The sequence below is a fragment of the Amycolatopsis sp. NBC_01488 genome (assembly GCF_036227105.1).
Lineage (GTDB): Bacteria > Actinomycetota > Actinomycetes > Mycobacteriales > Pseudonocardiaceae > Amycolatopsis.
The window spans coordinates 1050940-1068378 of record NZ_CP109434.1; the positions used below are offsets into that span (position 1 = coordinate 1050940).

Below are 17439 nucleotides of genomic sequence, written 5' to 3' on the forward strand. Positions count from 1 at the left end.
TCCGGTACAGGCGAACCACCGGGAGGAATTCGTGATCACCCTCAGGGGACTGACCAAGCGCTACGGAGAGAAGACCGTCGTCGACGCGCTGACCTGCGACGTCGCGCCGGGGCAGGTGACCGGCTTCCTCGGCCCCAACGGCGCCGGGAAGTCGACGACCATGCGGATGACCGTCGGGCTCGACCACCCGCAGGCGGGTGAAGTGCTCGTGGGCGGCCGGCGCTACGCCGAGCTGCGGCACCCGCTGCGCGAGGTCGGCGCGCTGCTCGACGCCAAGGCGCTGCACCCCGGCCGCAGCGCCGGGAAGCACCTCACGGCCATGGCGCGCAGCAACGGGATCGCGACCAGCCGCGTCGAAGAAGTCCTGGCCACCGTCGGGCTTTCCGACGTCGCGGGCAAGCGGGCCGGGCAGTTCTCGCTCGGCATGGGCCAGCGGCTCGGCATCGCCGGCGCGCTGCTCGGCGACCCGGGCGTCCTGATGTTCGACGAGCCGGTCAACGGCCTCGACCCGGACGGCGTCCGCTGGGTCCGGCAGCTGATGCGCTCGCTGGCCGCCGAGGGGCGGACGGTGTTCGTGTCCAGCCACCTGATGAGCGAAATGCAGCTGACCGCCGACCACCTGATCGTGATCGGCAAGGGCAAGCTGCTGGCCGACGCGCCGGTCGCGGAGTTCATCGCGGGCAACTCCCGCACGACGGTCTCGGTGCGCGTCCCGGCCGAGGCCGACCGCTTGAAGCTCGACTCGCGATTGCGGGCCGAAGGCGGGTCGGCGCACCCGGGTGAGCCGGGCGAGCTGGTGGTCGACGGCCTCGACGTCACCCGCGTCGGCGATCTGGTGCACGAACTGGGGATCCGCGTGCACGGCCTCGCCGAGCGGACGGCGTCGCTCGAGCAGGCGTACCTGGAACTGACCGCTTCTTCGGTGGAATACGGGGTGTCGGCATGACTTCGGTGGAGGTGCGCGGCGGCGGCCTGCCGGGCGCGGTGGCGGCGGAGTGGACGAAGTTCTGGTCGGTCCGGGCGACGTGGTGGTGCCTGATCGCGGGAACGGCCCTGATGCTGGGCTACAGCACGCTGTCCGGGATCGCCCAGCACTTCGACGAAGACCCGCAGTCGGCGAACACGATCGCCCTCGGCGGCGGCTTCTACCTGGCGCAGTTCGCGGTGATCGCGCTCGCGACGCTGTTCGTCACGAGCGAGTACGCCGGCGGCGGCATCCGGTCGACGCTGCTGTGGACCCCGGTCCGCCCCCGCGTGGTCCTGGCGAAGGCGGCGGTGCTCCTGCCGGTGCTCATCGCGTACGGGGTGGCCCTTCCCTGCGCGGGCATGGCACTGGCCGCGGCGGTGAAGAACGGCCACGGCTTCCCGACGACGCTCGAAGGTGCCTTCACGACGGCGTCCGGCATGGGCGGGTACTTCGCGCTGCTGGGCCTGCTGTGCACGGGGATCGGCTGGGCCCTGCGCAGCGCGGCCGGGACGCTGGTGACGGTGATCGTCGTGCTGGTGCCGCTACCGCTGATCGTGGCGTCGCTCGGGCTGCCGGACCTGGTGCCGTACTTCCCGGGGATCGCGGGGGTGAACGCGATGGTCGAGGCCGGGCAGCCGAACCCGATCACGATGGCACCGGCGCCGTACGCACCTTGGGTGGGGCTGCTGATCTGCGCGGCTTGGGCAGTCGCGGCGCTGCTGACGGGCACGGCGGTGGTGCGCCGCCGCGACGCCTGACGCTGGGCGGCCTGGGCATTCCCGGCCGGGGGCGTCTCGGCCACCGAGGCGCCCCCGGCCGGGCACGGCGGCTCCGCAGCCGCGACGCCTGACGCCGGCCCGCACTCGGCGCTCCCGACCGGACCTCTCGGTCACCAAGGCATTCCCGGCCCGTCCTCCCGGCGCGGGTGACCGTCCGCGTCGGCAAGGAGATCACGGGGTGGCGGCCTCCGCGTCTCCCCCGGCCAGTCCCGCCTCGTACGCCGTGATCGCCGCCTGCACCCGGTTCTTCGCCCCGAGCCGGGTCAGGATCGTGCTCACGTGGGCCTTCACCGTGCCTTCGACGACGAACATCTTCGCCGCGATGTCCGCATTGGACAGTCCGGCTCCCACCAGTGTCAGCACTTCCCGCTCGCGCGGCGTCAGCACCGCGACCTTCTCCCGCGCCGCCGCGGCCCGGGCCAGCCGGCCGCCGGACAGCCGCGCGATCACCCGCTGCGCCACCTTCGGCGAGAGGAACGCGGCCCCGTCGGCGACGGCGTGGATGCCGGCCAGCAGCTCACGCGGATCGCCGGACTTCAGCAGGAACCCGCCCGCGCCGAGCCCCAGCGCACGCTCGATGTACTCGTCCTCGCCGAACGTGGTCAGCATGATGACCCCGGTCGACGGCAGCAGCCGCCGGATCTCGGCCGCCGCGCCCAGCCCGTCCAGCCCGGGCATCCGGATGTCCAGCAGGACGACGTCCGGGCGGGTGGCGAGCGCCTGCGCGACGGCCGAACGCCCGTCCCCGGCCTCGGCGACGACCTCGATCCCCGGGTCCGCGCCGAGGATCGCCGCCACCCCCGCCCGCATCAGCGCCTCGTCGTCGGCCAGCACGACCCTGATCACGATCCCCCCTCGGCGAACCAGTCCTTGGAAACCAGCTTCCCGTCGGTGAAGCACAGCCGGTAAGCGGCGTAGTCGTTGTCGAGCCACGATCTCCCGGCGCCGTAGTACTCGCACACCGCGCCGGGCACCGAAGGCGGCTCCCCCCGTACCGGACGCGCGGCACGCTGGCGTTCCGGCAGGGCCAGCTCCGCCCGCGACTGCCCGAGCCGCATCCGGTCGTAGGCCGGGCCGGGCAGCTCCGAAGTGTTCCACTGGTAGAGGAACGCGATCCCGCCGATCGCGAGGACCAGCCCGAACAGCGCGAGCGGCACGGCGACCGCCAGGATCAGGCTGCGCCGGACGTCACGGCGGGCCAGCTCCAGCGCCCGAGCCGACGTCGAGTCTTCGACGGGCTCCTCGGTCTCCTCGACCGGCGCGGCGTCGTGCGGCAGCGTCGCGGTGACGGCGAACCCGCCGTCGCGCGGGCCGGTCCGCAGCGTCCCGCCGACGAGCCGGACGCGCTCGCGCAGGCCGATCAACCCGACCTGCCCGGACGCGGCGCCCGGCAGCGGCCCGGCGGGTGGCGGCGCGTTCACGACGCTCGCGCGAGTCTCCGAGCCGGTACTCGCCACGCGCACGGTCACCGCGGCGCCCGGCGCGTGCTTCGCGACGTTCGTCAGGGCTTCCTGCACCACGCGGTAAGCGGCGCGCGCGACCATCGGCGGCGCCGCCAAACTGTCCACTGTGGAGTCGATGAGCAAGCCGGACGCCCTGGCCCGCGCGATCAGCTCGTCGAGGTCACCCCGCACCGGCTCGACCGGCGCCGCGTCCTCCCGCAGCACGCCGATGATCTCGCGCAGCCGCTCGGTCGCCGCCGCGGCACTCGTCCGCAGCTGCGTGGCCGCGTCGCGCTGGACGTCGTCGAGCCCGCCCGCGACCTCCAGGGCGGCGGCTCGGACCGCGATCAGGCTCAGCTCGTGGCCCAGCGAATCGTGCATGTCGCCGGCGATCCGCGCACGCTCGCGCAGGCGGGCCTGCTCGGCGACCAGCCGCTGCCTGCTCTCCAGCTCTTCCGCGCGCTGCCAGCCGGTGCGGGCCAGCTCGCCGCGCACCCGGACGTACCGGCCGAGCAGCCACGGCGAGAGCCCGGCGAAGACGAGGATCGCCACCATCGTGACCCAGTCGCCGAGGCCGTCCGCCCCGACGGCCAGCGCGAGCGGCAGCCCCAGCACCGTGACGGCGAGCCCGATCAGGATCCCGGGACGGGCACGCGGCATCCGCAGCCCGGCCAGGTAGCTGATGGCCACCAGCACGAACACCACCCAGACGGGCATGCGGTCGCCGTACGGGAAGGGCACCGCGAGCGCCCCGGCCAGCGCGACGCCGAGCGAGACGACCGGGTACCGCCGGGCCGTCGCCACCGACCCGGCGACCACGGCGAGGCCGCCGGCCAGCTCCCAGTACGACCGCGTCTCGACCGTGCCGGCGGCCACGATGAACGCCAGGAACAGGCCGAGGGCGACGTCGAGCGCCACCCGCCACCTGCGCTTCGTCACCTCCCGCACAGGACCGAAGCTACAACCCGTGACGGCGGCCGACCACTGCCGAAAGTCAACCCTTGAGCGTGTCCAGGAAGGCCAGGGTCTGCGGCCACGACAGCGCGAACGCGTCGGCGTTGACGGCGCTGCCGTGCCGAGAGGAGTCGCTGAAGCCGTGTTCGGCGCCCGGGAAGTGCTGGGTGAACGTCGCGCCGCGCGGGCGGGACTGCAACGCCGCCTGCAGGCGCGCGAACGTCTCGTGCGAGACGACGGCGTCGGCCTCCGGGTAGGCGACCAGCACCGGCGCGGTGATCCCGGTCGACAACGCGACCGCGTCGAGGTCGTGGTTCGGCGGCGCCGGGTCGCGGACCGTCGGGTGGTACGCGACGACGCCGGAAAGCCGCTGGTCACGGGCGGCGAGCAGGAGTGCGAAGCGGCCGCCGAGGCACCAGCCGATGACCCCCGCCGACGTGCAGCCGAGGTCGCCGAGCAGGTGGTCGAGCAACGCCGTCTGCTCCGCCAACGCGGCCTCGTCGCGCAGCTCGCCCAGCTTCGCGCCGAGGTCCTCGCGGGAGGTGTTGTCGGTGCTCGCGCCGTGGAAGACGTCCCAGGTCAGCGCCGTGATCCCGCGGCCGGCCAGCTCGTCGGCCCAGGCGCGCACCTGCTCGCCGATGCCGGTGACCATCGGCAGGAGCAGCATCCCGCGCTCGGAGCCGCCGGCCGGGCGGGCCAGGTAGGCGGAAAGGTCGCCGACACGGACTGTGGACGTCTCGATGCTCATGTCCGCATGATGCATGATGATCCACCATGGCCGAGCGCACACTCGCCGAACAGTTGGGCGGCTACCTCCCCGAAGGCATCGAGGCCCTCGAAGAGCACGAACGGCAGGACCTCGCCGACGCGCTGCGCGACGCGCGCAGGCGGCAGGCGAAAGCGCTCGCCGAGGCGGGCGAAGAGGGCCTTCGGTACGTCCCCGCGTTGCTGCGCGGAGCGGTCCGGAAGGCCGTGGGCCTGTGACCACCGAGAACTACGCGGCCGAAGCGGAGATCCTGAAGCTCGCGCGCGTCCTCGACGTCGAGCCGGCGCGGCTCGCGTACCTCGCCCGCGTCGACGCCGACGACCTGCAGGCGTTCCGCGAGCAGGTCACCGACACGCTGTTCGACGCCAACATCGGCGTGCTGCAGCGGATGGCCCTGGCCGCGCGGCTGCTGCCCGGCGGAGTGCTCGCGAAGATCGCCGAGAAGGTGTTCGGCCCGCTGCTGTGCGCCCGGATCGCCGGGGTGGTCGACGTCGCGCGCGGCGTCGACGTCGCCAAGCGGCTGCACCCGCGGTTCCTCGCCGAGGTCGCGGCCGAGCTCGACCCGCGGCGCGCGAGCGCGATCATCTCCCGGATCCCCCTCGAAACCGTCCTCGCGGTGGCGGCCGAGCTGACGCGCAAGGAGGACTGGATCACCCTCGGCCGGTTCGTCGGGCACCTGCCGGACCCGACGGTGCGCCGCGCCCTGGAGAAGATCGACGACCCCGGCCTGCTGCGGATCGCGTTCGTGCTCGACGACAAGAACCGCATCGACCACGTCGTCGGCCTGCTCCCGGCCGACCGGCTCGGCCGCGTGCTCACCGCCGCCGGGGCCGCCGAAGACCTCTGGACCCCGGCACTGGACCTGCTGAACCACCTGAGCGCCGAGCGCCGGGGCACGCTGGTCCCGCTGCTCGGCGGGCTCCCGGACGGACTCCGGGAACGGGCTCAGGCGACGATCAAGTAGATCCCGTAGCCGACGATCGCCGCGCACAGCGCGAAGCAGATGATCGCGCCGGTCAGCGGGCCGGTGCCCGAGGCACCCGATTCGCGGGCCGATTCGCGCTGCGAAAGCCCGACGACCGCGAAGGAGAACAGGCTCGTCAGCACCACGACCGAAGCGAGGGCGACGACGAAGACGAGACCGAGCGAACCCCAGTTGATGTGCACGGCGCTCCTCAGGCGTTGGCCGGCTGCACGCCGGGCGCGGGCTCGTTGATGCTGTTGGCGTTGACCGGGTTCCGCCGCGACGCGAGGTAGATGCCCACCGCGACGACGACGCCGGCGAGGCCGATCAGGACGGTGCCCCAGGTGCCGAGCGTCGACACCTCGGCGGCGACCGCGCCGACGATCGCCGCGGCGGGCAGCGTCAGCGCCCACGCGACGACCATCTTGCCCGCGACGCCCCAGCGGACCTCGGCGAGCTTGCGGCCGAGGCCGGAGCCGATGATGCCGCCCGAGCAGACGTGCGTGGTGGACAGCGCGAACCCGAGGTGCGCCGAGGTCAGGATGACCGCCGCCGCACTGGTCTCGGCCGCGAAGCCCTGCGGCGTCTGGATTTCGGTGAGCTTCTTGCCCATCGTCTGGATGATCCGCCAGCCGCCGAGGTAGGTGCCGAGCGCGATCGCGGTGCCGGCGGTCAGGATCACCCAGACCGGCGGGTTCGAGCCCGGCGCGAGCGACCCGGACGCGATCAGCGTCAGCGTGATGACCCCCATCGTCTTCTGCGCGTCGTTCGTGCCGTGCGCGAGCGACACCAGCGACGCCGAGGCGATCTGACCGGCCTTGAAGGTCCGGCCCACCGTGTCCTGCTTCGCCCGCGCGGTGATCCGGTAGACGAGGAAGGTGCCCAGCGTCGCGACGATCCCGGCGACGATCGGCGAAGCGAGCGCGGGGATCAGGACCTTTTCGACGACCTTCCCGAAGTGGACGGCGTCGGAGCCGGCGGCGATCCAGGTGGCGCCGATCAGCCCGCCGAAGAGCGCGTGCGACGAGCTCGACGGCAGCCCGATCAGCCAGGTCACCAGGTTCCAGATGATCGCCCCGACCAGACCGGCGAAGATGATCACCGGCGTCACCTTGGTGTCGTCCACGATCCCGCCCGAGATCGTCTTCGCGACCTCCACCGAGAGGAACGCGCCGACGAGGTTCAGCACGGCGGACACGGCGACCGCGATCCGCGGCTTGAGGGCGCCGGTGGCGATGGAGGTGGCCATCGCGTTGGCGGTGTCGTGGAAGCCGTTGGTGAAGTCGAAGGCGAGGGCCGCGACGATCACCACCAGCACGATCAGCGAGAAGTCCATGGCGGCCCTCTTCCGAAGCCCGGGGCAGTTCGTTGGCAACGCTACTGACAACCGGACAGGCTCCGATCCCTGTCGTGTGACGGCTCCCTGAACTCTCGATGAACCGTGGTGGGGGCAACCCCACCACGAACCCGGGGGGCCGGCCCAGTGCCCCGGCCACCTTCGCCTGCGACCGTCGATCCCGGACGGAAGGGGGCAGCGATGAACAAGCTCGGGTGGGCGGTCGTCGCGGCGGCGGCGTCGGCGGTGTTGTTCTTCTTCGGCACTGGTCTGGACCCCGTGCCCGAGCTGGCCTGGTTGGCTCCGCTGCCGATCCTGCTGCTCGCCCCGCGCGTCCCCGGCGCCGCCGCGCTCGGCTGCGCGTTCGCCGCCCACCTCGCGGGCAGCACCGGCAGCTGGAGCTACTTCTGGCACTCGCAGGCCGTCCCGCGGCCCGCGGCGCTCGGGATCCTCGGCGGCAGCGCGCTGCTGTTCGCCCTCTCCACCGGCCTGTTCCGGCTGCTGGTCCGCCGCGGTCACGGTCTTCTGGCCGCGCTCGCCGCACCGGCACTGTGGACGGTCGTGCTCTACGGCGTTTCGCTGGTCAACCCGACCGGCCTGATGGGCACCTTGATGACGACCCAGGCCGACCGCCCGTCCGTGCTGCGGCTCGCCGCGGTCACCGGCGGCTGGGGCGTGGAGTTCCTGGTGCTGTTCGTCCCGGCCACGGTCGCCGCCGCGCTCGCGCCCGGAGTCCGCGGCGTCTCCCGGCTGACCGGGCTGGTCGCCGTCGCCGCCGCGGCGGCCGGGCTCGTCTTCTGGAGCGTTCCGCAGCCGACCGGGCCGGCCACGCGGATCGCCCTGGTCGCGCCCGGGCAGAACCGCTGGGCGGTCGACGTCGCGACGCCGGACGGCCAGGCGCTCGTTCAGTCCTATGTGGACCAGATCCGGCGGGTGCCGGACGGCGTCCAGGCCGTCGTGCTCCCCGAAGCCGCCTTCGCGGTCGACCAAGCCGGCCGCGCGCGCCTCGTCGACGCCTTCACGGACGTCGCCCGGACCCGCGACCTCGACGTCGTCACCGGCGTCCTCGACACCACCCCGGACGGCCGCTTCAACGCCGCGCTCGCCGTGCCGCCGTCCGGCGCTCCGGTCGAATACCGCAAGTGGCACAACGGGGCTTCGCCGAACATCGCGTCCGGCACCGAGCCCGCCCGCATCGCCGGGATCGGCCTCATGGTGTGCATGGACGTCAACTTCGCCGACCCCAGCGACGAGTACGGCGCGGCCGGCACCGGCCTGGTGCTGATCCCGGCGTCCGACGAAGACGTCGACGGCTGGGAGCACAGCCGCACGGCGATGATCCGCGGCGTCGAGAACGGCTTCTCGGTCGCGTGGAGCGCGGCCCGCGGCACGCCGACGCTCGCGGACGCCCGCGGCCACGTCCTGGCCGACGCCCACACCGGCGGCAGCCCGTTCACGGTGGTCGTCGCCGACGTCCCGATCGGACCGGGCAAGACGTTCTACGCCCGCTTCGGCGACTGGTTCGCCTGGCTGTGCGGCCTGGTCGCGCTGGCCGGGATCGTGACGGGCGTCCGGAAGTCGTCAGACTTCGAGCGCCTTGGCGTTGCGTAGCACCTGCGACCACGCCGGGTCGGCGCACAGCGTGCAGCCCGGCCCGAAGAAGACGCCGCGGGCCTGCTCGTCCCCGGCCAGCCAGTAGCGGAACCACGCGGTGATCGCGCCGCGGAAGCCGCCGCCGTCGCCGGCCGGCGTGAAGTGGGTGGCCCCGGCGAGCTCGCCGTAGACCGCGGGGACCTGCGACGCGGCGTAGTAGCGCGGGATCACCAGCAGCGCCGGCGGGACGACGACGTCGGACTGGCCGCCGAGGAAGAGCACCGGGCCGCGCAGCGCCGCGACGGACCCGAGCGGTCCCGGTTCGATCGGGACGGTGGTGGTGACGAGCGGGTCGGCACCGGCGGCGATGGCCCCGCCGCCGCCCTGGGAGTGCCCGGTCGCGCCGATGTGCGCGGTGTCGATCCGGCCGAAGTACGCACTGCCGGGCCGGGCGTTCTCCGCGACGAGCGTGCGGGCGCCGTCGAGCATTTCCACGCCGGTCCCGGAGTTCACCGTGTCGGCGGCCGCGACGACGAACCCGTAGGACGCGAGGTGCCGCAGCAGCCCCGCGTAGACGGCGGGGACCGCGCCGGTGCCGTTGCCCCAGACGATCACCGCGTGCTTGCCGCCACCGAGGTCGGCCGGGCGGAAGACGGTGTGGGTGGCGTCGAGAGGTTCGCTGACGACGGCGAAGGGGCCGGGCTGGTCGTAGTGCACCGGCGCGGCCTGCGCGGGTTGCGGAACCACGAAAAGAGCGGTCAAGAGCGCTACGAGCCACAGCCGTCGCATGTCTTCTCCCGGTCACGCCGTCGGAACGGTCAAGACCATGATCGGTCGCTCAGCCGCACGACCTGACTGTGACCCGGCACAAAGAACCACCACCATCTCTGAGCGTTTTCCCAGGTCGCCTCCAGCGGCATGTGACCGATCATGATCTGCATCACGTACTGACGGGTAACTGGAGGCAACGGAATGCGGGTCACCAACGGCGGCGTCAAGCGAATCCTGGCCGTGCTCGCCGCGGCGCTCACCTTCGGCGCGGTCGCGCCGTCGGTCGCGGAAGCGGCCCCGAGCAGCGGCTGGAACGACTGGTCGTGCCGGCCCGGCACGCAGCACCCGGAGCCCGTCGTGCTGGTGCACGGCCTCGGCGCGAACGACGCCGTCAACTGGTTCTTCCACGCGCCGAAGATCGCCGCCCAGAGCTACTGCGTCTTCTCGCTGACCTACGGCACGGGCATCCTCGGCCCCGGCGTCGGCGGGCTCTCGTCGATGCGCGACAGCGCCGCGCAGCTCGGCCGGTTCGTCGACCGGGTGCGGACCGCGACCGGCGCGGCGAAGGTCGACATCGTCGGTCACTCCGAGGGCAGCACGATGCCCGCGTACTACCTGAAGTTCGACGGCGGCGCGGCGAAGGTCGCGCACTTCGTCGGCTTCGGCGCCAACTACCGCGGCACCACGCTCGGCGGTCTCGACGCACTCGCCAAGGCGCTGCTGACGTCGGTGCCCGGCCTCGGCGCGGTCGTCCGCACGGCGTGCGGCGCGTGCACGGAGTACCTGGCGCCCTCGGCGTTCCTGGACGACCTCGCCCGCGGCGGCGTGCACGTCCCCGGGCCGACGTACACGAGCATCGTCAGCAAGGACGACGAGGTCGTGACGCCGTACACGAGCGGGATCATGAACGAGCCGGGCGCGACGGACATCGTGCTGCAGGACTTCTGCGGATCGGACGCGTCGGGCCACCTGAGCCAGGCGATCGACCCGAACGTCACCGCCCTGATCCTGCACGCCCTCGACGCGAGCTACTCGCCGGCGTGCACGCCGTTCACCCTGCCGTTGTGACGTCAGCGCACGCGCTCGCCGGCGCGCCACACCATGTTCGTGAGCGGCACGCCCGGCCGGTACGCCAGGTGCGTCACCGAAGGCGCGTCGAGGACGTGGATGTCCGCGCGCGAGCCGGGTCGCAGGTAGCCGACGTCCTCGCGGCGCAACGCCTTCGCGCCGCCCGCCGTCGCCGACCAGACGGCCTCCTGGATCGTCATGCGCATCTGCAGCACCGCCGTCGCGACGCAGAACGCCATCGACGTCGTGTACGAGCTGCCCGGGTTGGCGTTGCTGGCCAGCGCGACCGTCGCGCCCGCGTCGAGCAGCCGTCGCGCGGGGGCCAGCGCTTGCCGGGTCGACAAATCGCACGCGGGCAGCAAAGTCGCGACGGTCTCCGAAGCCGCCAGGGCTTCGACGTCGGCGTCGCTCAAGTAGGTGCAGTGGTCGACGCTCGCCGCGCCGAGTTCCACCGCCAGCCGGACGCCGGGGCCTTCGCCGAGCTGGTTGCCGTGCACGCGCAGCCCGAGCCCGCGCCCGGCGGCGGCCCTCAGGACCCGCGACGACTGGGCCTCGTCGAACGCGCCGGTCTCGCAGAAGACGTCCGCCCAGCGCACGCTTCCCGCGACGGCGTCGAGCATCTCGCCGCACACGAGGTCCACATAGGACTCCGCGTCGGCACCCGGCGGCACCAGGTGCGCGCCGAGGAACGTGACCTCGTCGGCGACCTGCCCGGCGATCCGGGCACTGCGAGCCTCGTCGGCGACCGTGAGGCCATAGCCCGTCTTGGTCTCCAGGCACGTCGTCCCCTGCCGGGCCGCTTCGTCGACGTGACGGCGCAGGTTCGCGGCCAGCTGCTCGTCGGACGCCTCCCGCGTCGCGCCGACCGTGGTCGCGATTCCCCCTGCCGTGTAGGGCTTCCCGGCCATCCGCGCCTCGAACTCGGCGGTGCGGTCGCCGGCGAAGACGAGGTGCGTGTGGCTGTCGACCCAGCCGGGCAGCACCGCGCGGCCGCCGACGTCGACGCGCTCGTCGGCGTCCGGCGCCTCGCTCGCCGTGCCGACCCAGGCGACTTCCGCACCCTCGACGACCAGGGCCGCGTCGGAACGGCGGCCCAGCGACGGGTCGTTCGTCGTCAGCTCGCCGATCCCTGTGATCAGGACTGCCACAGTGCCTCGATCTCCTTCGCCAACACGGTTTCCGGTCGCTCGATCAGCTGGTGTTCACCTTCCCGCACGACCACCCGGCCCGCCACGACGACGTGCCGGACATCGGCGCCGGAGGCCGCGAACACGACCCCGGACGGCTCGATCCCGGCCGTCCGGACCGAGTCCAGGCCCACGGTGACGAAGTCCGCGCCCTGGCCTTCGGACAACGCACCGACCTCGGGCCAGCCGACGGCAGCGTGGTCTGTCCCGGCTTCGAGCAGTTCCTCGGCGCTGAACCGGCCGCGTTCCTCGCTGGCCAGCCGGTCGTCCAGCTCCAGCGCGCGGGTCTCCTCGAAGGCGTCGACGACGGCGTTGCTGTCGCTGCCGATGCTCAACCGGGTACCGGCGTCACGCAGCGCGCGGGCCGGCCCGATGCCGTCGCCGAGATCGCGTTCGGTGGTCGGGCAGAAGCACGCGCGCGCGACGCTCAGCCGGTCGATGTCCGACGCCGTCAAGTGCGTGGCGTGCACGGCGACGAGCCGATCGGTCAGCACCCCGCGGTCGTGCAGCAGCTCGGTCGGGGTGGCGCCGTACGCGTTCAGGCACTGCTCGTTCTCGGCGCGCTGCTCGGACAGGTGGACGTGCACCACGCGCGCACTGTCCACAAGGGACAGCTGGTCCGCCGGAACCGCCCGCACCGAGTGGATCGCAGCGCCGACCCGGAACAGCTCGCCTTCCTTCAGGTCGGCCACCCGCGAAGCCCAAGCCGACGCCGAGCCGTCGGAGAAGCGCCGCTGGACCTCGTCCGGTTCGACGCCGATGCCACCCGCGAGGTAGCACGTGTCCAGCAGGGTCAGCCGGATCCCGGCGTCCGCGGCGGCCTGCCGCAGCGCCTCCCCCATCGCGTTCGGGTCCGCGTAGGGCTGCCCGCCGGGTGCGTGGTGCAGGTAGTGGAACTCGCCGACGCTCGTGTACCCGCCCAGGACCATCTCGGCGTAGACCCCGCGCGCCAGCCGGTAGTACGTGTCCGGGTCGAGCCGCGCGGCCAGCGAGTACATCCGCTCGCGCCAGGTCCAGAACGTGCCGCGCTCGTGGTGCGTCCGGCCGCGCAGGGCCCGGTGGAAGGCGTGCGAGTGCCCGTTCGCGAAGCCCGGCAACGTCAGCCCGGTCAGGACCACGCCGGTCCGTGGCGCCCCGGTGGTCACGCCCGTGATCCGGCCGTCCGCGACGTCGATCCGCACCCCGGACGCGATCCCGCCGGGCAGCCACGCCTGTTCGCACCAGAACGTCATCGCGCCAGCCGCTCCAGGACGTCGGTGAGTGCCTTCGCGCCGGCTTCGACGTCAGCGGCCTCGGCGAACTCCTCCGGCGAGTGGCTGATGCCGGTCGGGTTCCGGACATACAGCATCCCGGCGGGGACGAACCCGGCGAGGATCGCCGCGTCGTGCCCGGCGCCGGTCGGCAGCTCCGGCGGCTCGCCGAGCCGGCCAGCGAGGTCGCGGCGGAGGACGTCGTCGAACACGACATCGTCCGAATAGGACTCCCGGGTCACGCTCACCCGGCAGCCTTCTTCCTTCGCCGCCGCTTCGGCGGCCTGCGTGATGTCCTCGACCAGCGCGGGAGTCACCGTGCCCGGCACCCGCGCGTCCAGCCAGAGGTCCACAGTGGACGCAATGACGTTCGTGCCACCCGGCGTCGGTACCAGGCGCCCGACGGTCGCGCGCGCGTCCGGCACCGCGCGAGCCAGCCGCCGGACGGCGGTGACCGTCGCGGCGGCAGGCAGCATCGGGTCGGCGCGGTCCGCCATGAGCGTGGCCCCGGCGTGGTTTCCCTGCCCCGCGAAGGAAAACCGCCACCGTCCGTGGGCGATCACCGTGCTGCCGACGGCGACCGGCGAGCCGAGGTCGATGAGCCCGCGGCCCTGTTCGACGTGCAGCTCGAGGAACTTCCCGATCAGCCCCAGCCGTTCCGGATCCGGCCCGATCAGCGAGGGGTCGAAGCCGGACTTCGCGGCCGCCTCGGCGAACGTCACGCCGTCGGCGTCGCGCAGCCCGCGCGCCTTGTCGGCGTCGATCGTGCCGGTGAGCAGCCGCGAGCCGAGGCACGGGACGCCGAACCGGCCGCCCTCCTCCTCGGCGAACACGACGACGGCGAACGGCTTCCCGGGCCGGAAACCCTTTCCCCGCAGGCTTTCCACCGCGGCCAGCGCGCTGACGACGCCGAGCGGGCCGTCGAAGGCGCCACCGCCGGGCACCGAGTCGAGGTGGCTGCCGGTGACGACGGCGTCCGGTCCCGGCGGTCCCCACCAAGCCCACATGTTGCCGTTGTGGTCGGTGTCGACGTCGAGCCCGAGGCCCAGCGCGCGCTCGCCGAACCACGCGCGCAGGTCCTGCTCGGGTGCGTCGAACGAGTGCCGCGAATAACCGCCGCGCTTAGGATCGCGCCCGACGTCACCGATCTCGTCGAGGAACCCGGATGCGCTCACGCACCCTCCCGCATCGGCACCCGCACGCCGCGCTCGTCGGCGACGTCGTTCGCGCGGTCGTACCCGGCGTCGACGTGGCGGATGACGCCCATGCCGGGGTCGTTGGTGAGCACGCGCTCCAGCTTCTGCGCGGCCAGCGGCGTCCCGTCGGCGACACTGACCTGCCCGGCGTGGATGGACCGGCCCATGCCGACGCCGCCGCCGTGGTGGATCGACACCCAGCTTGCCCCGGACGACGTGTTGACCAGCGCATTCAGCAGCGGCCAGTCGGCGATCGCGTCGGAGCCGTCGGCCATGCCCTCGGTCTCGCGGTACGGCGAGGCGACGCTGCCCGAGTCGAGGTGGTCGCGGCCGATGACGACCGGCGCCTTCAGCTCACCGCTGGCCACCATCTCGTTGAACCGCAGGCCGGCCAGGTGCCGCTCGCCGTAGCCGAGCCAGCAGATCCGCGCCGGCAGCCCTTGGAACGCCACGCGTTCACCGGCGAGCCGGATCCAGCGTGCGAGGGATTCGTTCTCCGGGAACAGTTCGAGCATCGCGCGGTCGGTGGCGGCGATGTCCTCGGGGTCGCCGGAGAGCGCGGCCCAGCGGAACGGGCCGTTGCCCTCGCAGAACAGCGGCCGGATGTAGGCGGGCACGAAGCCCGGGAAGTCGAACGCGCGCTCGCAGCCGCCGAGCTTGGCCTCGCCGCGCAGGGAGTTGCCGTAGTCGAAGACCTCGGCGCCCTTGTCGAGGAAGCCGAGCATGGCGTCGACGTGGTCGGCCATCGACTCGCGCGAGCGGTCGGTGAACTCGTCGGGCTTCTTGGCCGCGTAGTCGTGCCAATCCTCGACGCCGACGCCCTTGGGCAGGTACGACAGCGGGTCGTGCGCGGACGTCTGGTCGGTGACGATGTCGACCTCTACGTCGCGGCGCAGCAGCTCCGGCAGCACCTCGGCGGCGTTGCCGACGACGGCGACCGACAGCGGCCGCTTCTCCTGCTTCGCCTTGGTGACCCGGGCGATGGCGTCGTCGAGGTCGTCGGCGACTTCGTCCAGGTAGCGCGTCTCGACGCGGCGGTGCGCGCGCTGCGGGTCGCACTCGATGACCAGCGCGACGCCGTCGTTCATGGTCACGGCGAGCGGCTGGGCGCCGCCCATGCCGCCGAGTCCGGCGGTCACGGTGAGCGTGCCTTTCAGCGACCCGCCGAACTTCTTCTTCGCGACCGCGGCGAACGTCTCGTACGTGCCCTGGAGGATGCCCTGGGTGCCGATGTAGATCCACGACCCCGCGGTCATCTGGCCGTACATCGTGAGGCCCTGCTGCTCGAGCCGGCGGAACTCGGGCCAGGTCGCCCAGTCGCCGACCAGGTTCGAGTTGGCGATGAGCACGCGCGGCGCCCACTCGTGCGTGCGGAACACGCCGACCGGCTTGCCGGACTGCACGAGCAGCGTCTCGTCGACGTCCAAAGTGGTCAGTTCGCGGGTGATCGCGTCGAAGCTGGCCCAGTTGCGGGCGGCCTTGCCGGTGCCGCCGTAGACGACCAGGTCCTCGGGGCGCTCGGCGACCTCGGGGTCGAGGTTGTTGTGGAACATGCGCAGCGCGGCTTCGGTCTGCCACGACTTGGCAGTGAGCTGGGTGCCACGGGCGGCGCGGACTACGCGGGACATTCTCAGACCTCCAGACGGGCGGCGTCGAGGACGGCGCCGGAGCGGACGAGTTCTTCGGCGGCCGCGATCTCCGGCGCCAGGTGCCGGTCGGGGCCAGGGCCCGCGACCTTCGTGCGAAGCAGGTCGCGAACCGCGCCGGTGACCGGCGACGGTTCGAGCGGCGCCCGGAAGTCGAGCGCCCGGGCGGCTGTCAGCAGCTCGATGGCCAGGACGGTGGTCAGGCCGTCGACGGCCTTGCGCAGCTTGCGCGCGGCCGACCAGCCCATGGAGACGTGGTCCTCCTGCATGGCGCTGCTCGGGATGGAGTCGACGGACGCGGGCACGGCGAGCCGCTTGAGCTCGCTGACGATCGCGGCCTGCGTGTACTGCGCGATCATGTGGCCGGAGTCGACACCCGGGTCGTGCGCGAGGAACGGCGGCAGGCCGTGCGAGCGGGCCTTGTCGAGCATCCGGTCGGTGCGGCGCTCGGCGATGCTGGCGACGTCGGCGACCGGGATGGCCAGGAAGTCCAGCACGTACGCGACCGGCGCGCCGTGGAAGTTGCCGTTGGACTCGACGCGGCCGTCGGCGAGGACGACCGGATTGTCCACAGCGGACATCAGCTCGCGTTCGCCGACGAGTTCGGCGTGCGCGAGGCTGTCGCGCGCCGCGCCGTGGACCTGCGGGGCGCAGCGCAGCGAGTAGGCGTCCTGGACGCGGTTGCAGTCCGGACCGCGGTGGCTCTCGACGATCTTCGAGCCCTGCAGCGCTTGCCACATCCTCGCCGCGGACGTCGCCTGCCCGGGGTGCGGGCGCAGCGCCTGCAGGTCGGCGGCGAAGGCGCGGTCGGTGCCGAGCAGCGCCTCGACGCTCATCGCGGCCGTCAGGTCGGCGATGTCGAAGAGCCGGTGCAGGTCGGCGGCGGCGAGCAGGAGCATGCCGAGCATGCCGTCGGTGCCGTTGGTGAGCGCGAGGCCCTCCTTTTCGGCGAGGACGACGGGTTCGATCCCCGCTTCCTTCAGCGCTTCTCCCGCCGGTTTCGTGACGCCGTTGTGGACCACGTCGCCTTCGCCCATCAACGCGAGCGCGACGGCGGCCAGCGGCGCGAGGTCGCCACTGCACCCGAGCGAGCCGTACTCGTGGACGATCGGCGTGATGCCGGCGTTGAGCAGGGCCGCAAGCGCTTGCGCGGTGCCCGGGCGGACCCCCGTGTAGCCGCTGGCCAGCGTCCGCAGCCGCAGCAGCATCAGCCCGCGCACGACCTCGGTCTCGACGGCGGGCCCGGCCCCGGCGGCGTGCGAGCGGATCAGGCTGCGCTGCAACGCGGTCCGGCTCTCGACGGGGATGTGGCGGGTGGCGAGCGCGCCGAAGCCGGTCGAGACGCCGTAGGTGGGCGTGACCGCGTGGGCGAGCTCCTCGATGTGCCGGCGGGTCGCGGCGAGGTTCTTCTCGGCGGCGTCCGTGAGCACGACGGGCGCGTGGCCGCGGACGACGTCGACGACCTGGGCGGCGGTCAGGGGTTCCGAGCCCAGGAGCACTTTTTCCGGCATGGGCCCATT

General features: G+C 72.9%; 17 protein-coding genes. 6 read left to right on the top strand and 11 right to left on the bottom strand.

What is annotated here, in order from left to right; genetic code table 11:
* The first annotated feature begins 31 nt into the window (after positions 1 to 31).
* Positions 32 to 946: an ATP-binding cassette domain-containing protein gene (locus OG738_RS04810; RefSeq protein WP_329051546.1), complete on the top strand. Its 915-nt coding sequence runs from the start codon at positions 32 to 34 to the stop codon at positions 944 to 946.
* Positions 943 to 1725, top strand: a complete 783-nt coding sequence (locus tag OG738_RS04815; protein ID WP_329051547.1) for an ABC transporter permease — start codon at positions 943 to 945, stop codon at positions 1723 to 1725. The genes OG738_RS04810 and OG738_RS04815 overlap by 4 nt, the downstream gene beginning before the upstream one ends.
* A 192-nt stretch (positions 1726 to 1917) precedes the next feature.
* Here OG738_RS04815 and OG738_RS04820 read toward each other — a convergent pair whose 3' ends face one another.
* Genes OG738_RS04820 through OG738_RS04830 form a run of 3 tightly spaced genes read right to left on the bottom strand, consistent with a single transcriptional unit; the run spans position 1918 to position 4890 of the window.
* Positions 1918 to 2592, bottom strand: a complete 675-nt coding sequence (locus OG738_RS04820; protein ID WP_329051549.1) for a response regulator transcription factor — start codon at positions 2590 to 2592, stop codon at positions 1918 to 1920.
* Entirely contained in the window at positions 2589 to 4136 is a 1548-nt protein-coding gene (locus OG738_RS04825; protein ID WP_329051551.1) for a sensor histidine kinase, read from the bottom strand. Before OG738_RS04825 ends, OG738_RS04820 begins: the two co-directional genes overlap by 4 nt.
* A gap of 46 nt (positions 4137 to 4182) precedes the next feature.
* Positions 4183 to 4890, bottom strand: coding sequence for a dienelactone hydrolase family protein (locus OG738_RS04830; RefSeq protein WP_329051552.1), 708 nt, complete (start codon positions 4888 to 4890; stop codon positions 4183 to 4185).
* Positions 4891 to 4916: 26 nt separating this feature from the next.
* Between OG738_RS04830 and OG738_RS04835 the strand changes: the two genes are divergently transcribed.
* On the top strand, positions 4917 to 5126 hold the full coding sequence (locus OG738_RS04835; protein ID WP_086863938.1) for a hypothetical protein: 210 nt from the start codon (positions 4917 to 4919) through the stop codon (positions 5124 to 5126).
* Positions 5123 to 5872, top strand: coding sequence for a hypothetical protein (locus tag OG738_RS04840; protein WP_329051556.1), 750 nt, complete (start codon positions 5123 to 5125; stop codon positions 5870 to 5872). The genes OG738_RS04835 and OG738_RS04840 overlap by 4 nt, the downstream gene beginning before the upstream one ends.
* Here OG738_RS04840 and OG738_RS04845 read toward each other — a convergent pair.
* Together OG738_RS04845 and OG738_RS04850 are read right to left on the bottom strand one after the other, a co-directional pair.
* Positions 5854 to 6075 (bottom strand): hypothetical protein, encoded by a 222-nt coding sequence (locus OG738_RS04845; RefSeq protein ID WP_329051558.1) that lies wholly within the window; start codon positions 6073 to 6075, stop codon positions 5854 to 5856. The genes OG738_RS04840 and OG738_RS04845 overlap by 19 nt on opposite strands.
* A gap of 8 nt (positions 6076 to 6083) precedes the next feature.
* Entirely contained in the window at positions 6084 to 7208 is a 1125-nt protein-coding gene (locus OG738_RS04850) for an inorganic phosphate transporter (RefSeq protein ID WP_329051560.1), read from the bottom strand.
* A gap of 201 nt (positions 7209 to 7409) precedes the next feature.
* On the opposite strand from OG738_RS04850, the gene OG738_RS04855 reads away from it, so the two are divergent.
* Positions 7410 to 8819: an acyltransferase gene (locus OG738_RS04855; protein ID WP_329051562.1), complete on the top strand. Its 1410-nt coding sequence runs from the start codon at positions 7410 to 7412 to the stop codon at positions 8817 to 8819.
* Here OG738_RS04855 and OG738_RS04860 read toward each other — a convergent pair.
* A complete protein-coding gene (locus OG738_RS04860; protein WP_329051564.1) occupies positions 8790 to 9590 on the bottom strand; it encodes a poly(ethylene terephthalate) hydrolase family protein in 801 nt (266 codons plus the stop codon). The genes OG738_RS04855 and OG738_RS04860 overlap by 30 nt on opposite strands.
* 183 nt (positions 9591 to 9773) lie before the next feature.
* On the opposite strand from OG738_RS04860, the gene OG738_RS04865 reads away from it, so the two are divergent.
* Positions 9774 to 10640 carry a lipase gene (locus OG738_RS04865; protein ID WP_329051566.1) on the top strand — a complete coding sequence of 289 codons (867 nt, stop codon included), beginning with the start codon at positions 9774 to 9776 and terminating at the stop codon, positions 10638 to 10640.
* Positions 10641 to 10642: 2 nt separating this feature from the next.
* On the opposite strand, the gene hutI is transcribed toward OG738_RS04865, so the two are convergent.
* From hutI to hutH, 5 genes are read right to left on the bottom strand one after another with little or no spacing between them, the layout of a single operon-like run.
* The gene (hutI, locus tag OG738_RS04870) at positions 10643 to 11788 is read right to left on the bottom strand and encodes an imidazolonepropionase (protein ID WP_329051568.1); all 1146 of its coding nucleotides are present in this window, start codon (positions 11786 to 11788) and stop codon (positions 10643 to 10645) included.
* Positions 11776 to 13059 carry a formimidoylglutamate deiminase gene (locus OG738_RS04875; protein WP_329051569.1) on the bottom strand — a complete coding sequence of 428 codons (1284 nt, stop codon included), beginning with the start codon at positions 13057 to 13059 and terminating at the stop codon, positions 11776 to 11778. The genes hutI and OG738_RS04875 overlap by 13 nt, the downstream gene beginning before the upstream one ends.
* The gene (locus OG738_RS04880; RefSeq protein ID WP_329051571.1) at positions 13056 to 14252 is read right to left on the bottom strand and encodes an allantoate amidohydrolase; all 1197 of its coding nucleotides are present in this window, start codon (positions 14250 to 14252) and stop codon (positions 13056 to 13058) included. The genes OG738_RS04875 and OG738_RS04880 overlap by 4 nt, the downstream gene beginning before the upstream one ends.
* Positions 14249 to 15901 (bottom strand): urocanate hydratase, encoded by a 1653-nt coding sequence (hutU, locus tag OG738_RS04885; RefSeq protein ID WP_329051573.1) that lies wholly within the window; start codon positions 15899 to 15901, stop codon positions 14249 to 14251. Before hutU ends, OG738_RS04880 begins: the two co-directional genes overlap by 4 nt.
* Before the next feature lie 2 nt (positions 15902 to 15903).
* Complete coding sequence (hutH, locus tag OG738_RS04890) at positions 15904 to 17430, bottom strand: histidine ammonia-lyase (protein ID WP_329051574.1); 1527 nt, start codon at positions 17428 to 17430, stop codon at positions 15904 to 15906.
* Between the last annotated feature and the right edge of the window lie 9 nt (positions 17431 to 17439).

Coding starts and splice junctions, on each gene's coding strand:
- OG738_RS04815 (WP_329051547.1), top strand. CDS start 943: ATGACTTCGGTGGAGGTGCGCGGCGGCGGCCTGCCGGGCGCGGTGGCG.
- OG738_RS04830 (WP_329051552.1), bottom strand. CDS start 4,890: ATGAGCATCGAGACGTCCACAGTCCGTGTCGGCGACCTTTCCGCCTAC.
- OG738_RS04835 (WP_086863938.1), top strand. CDS start 4,917: ATGGCCGAGCGCACACTCGCCGAACAGTTGGGCGGCTACCTCCCCGAA.
- OG738_RS04850 (WP_329051560.1), bottom strand. CDS start 7,208: ATGGACTTCTCGCTGATCGTGCTGGTGGTGATCGTCGCGGCCCTCGCC.
- OG738_RS04855 (WP_329051562.1), top strand. CDS start 7,410: ATGAACAAGCTCGGGTGGGCGGTCGTCGCGGCGGCGGCGTCGGCGGTG.
- OG738_RS04860 (WP_329051564.1), bottom strand. CDS start 9,590: ATGCGACGGCTGTGGCTCGTAGCGCTCTTGACCGCTCTTTTCGTGGTT.
- OG738_RS04865 (WP_329051566.1), top strand. CDS start 9,774: ATGCGGGTCACCAACGGCGGCGTCAAGCGAATCCTGGCCGTGCTCGCC.
- OG738_RS04875 (WP_329051569.1), bottom strand. CDS start 13,059: ATGACGTTCTGGTGCGAACAGGCGTGGCTGCCCGGCGGGATCGCGTCC.
- hutU (WP_329051573.1), bottom strand. CDS start 15,901: ATGTCCCGCGTAGTCCGCGCCGCCCGTGGCACCCAGCTCACTGCCAAG.
- hutH (WP_329051574.1), bottom strand. CDS start 17,430: ATGCCGGAAAAAGTGCTCCTGGGCTCGGAACCCCTGACCGCCGCCCAG.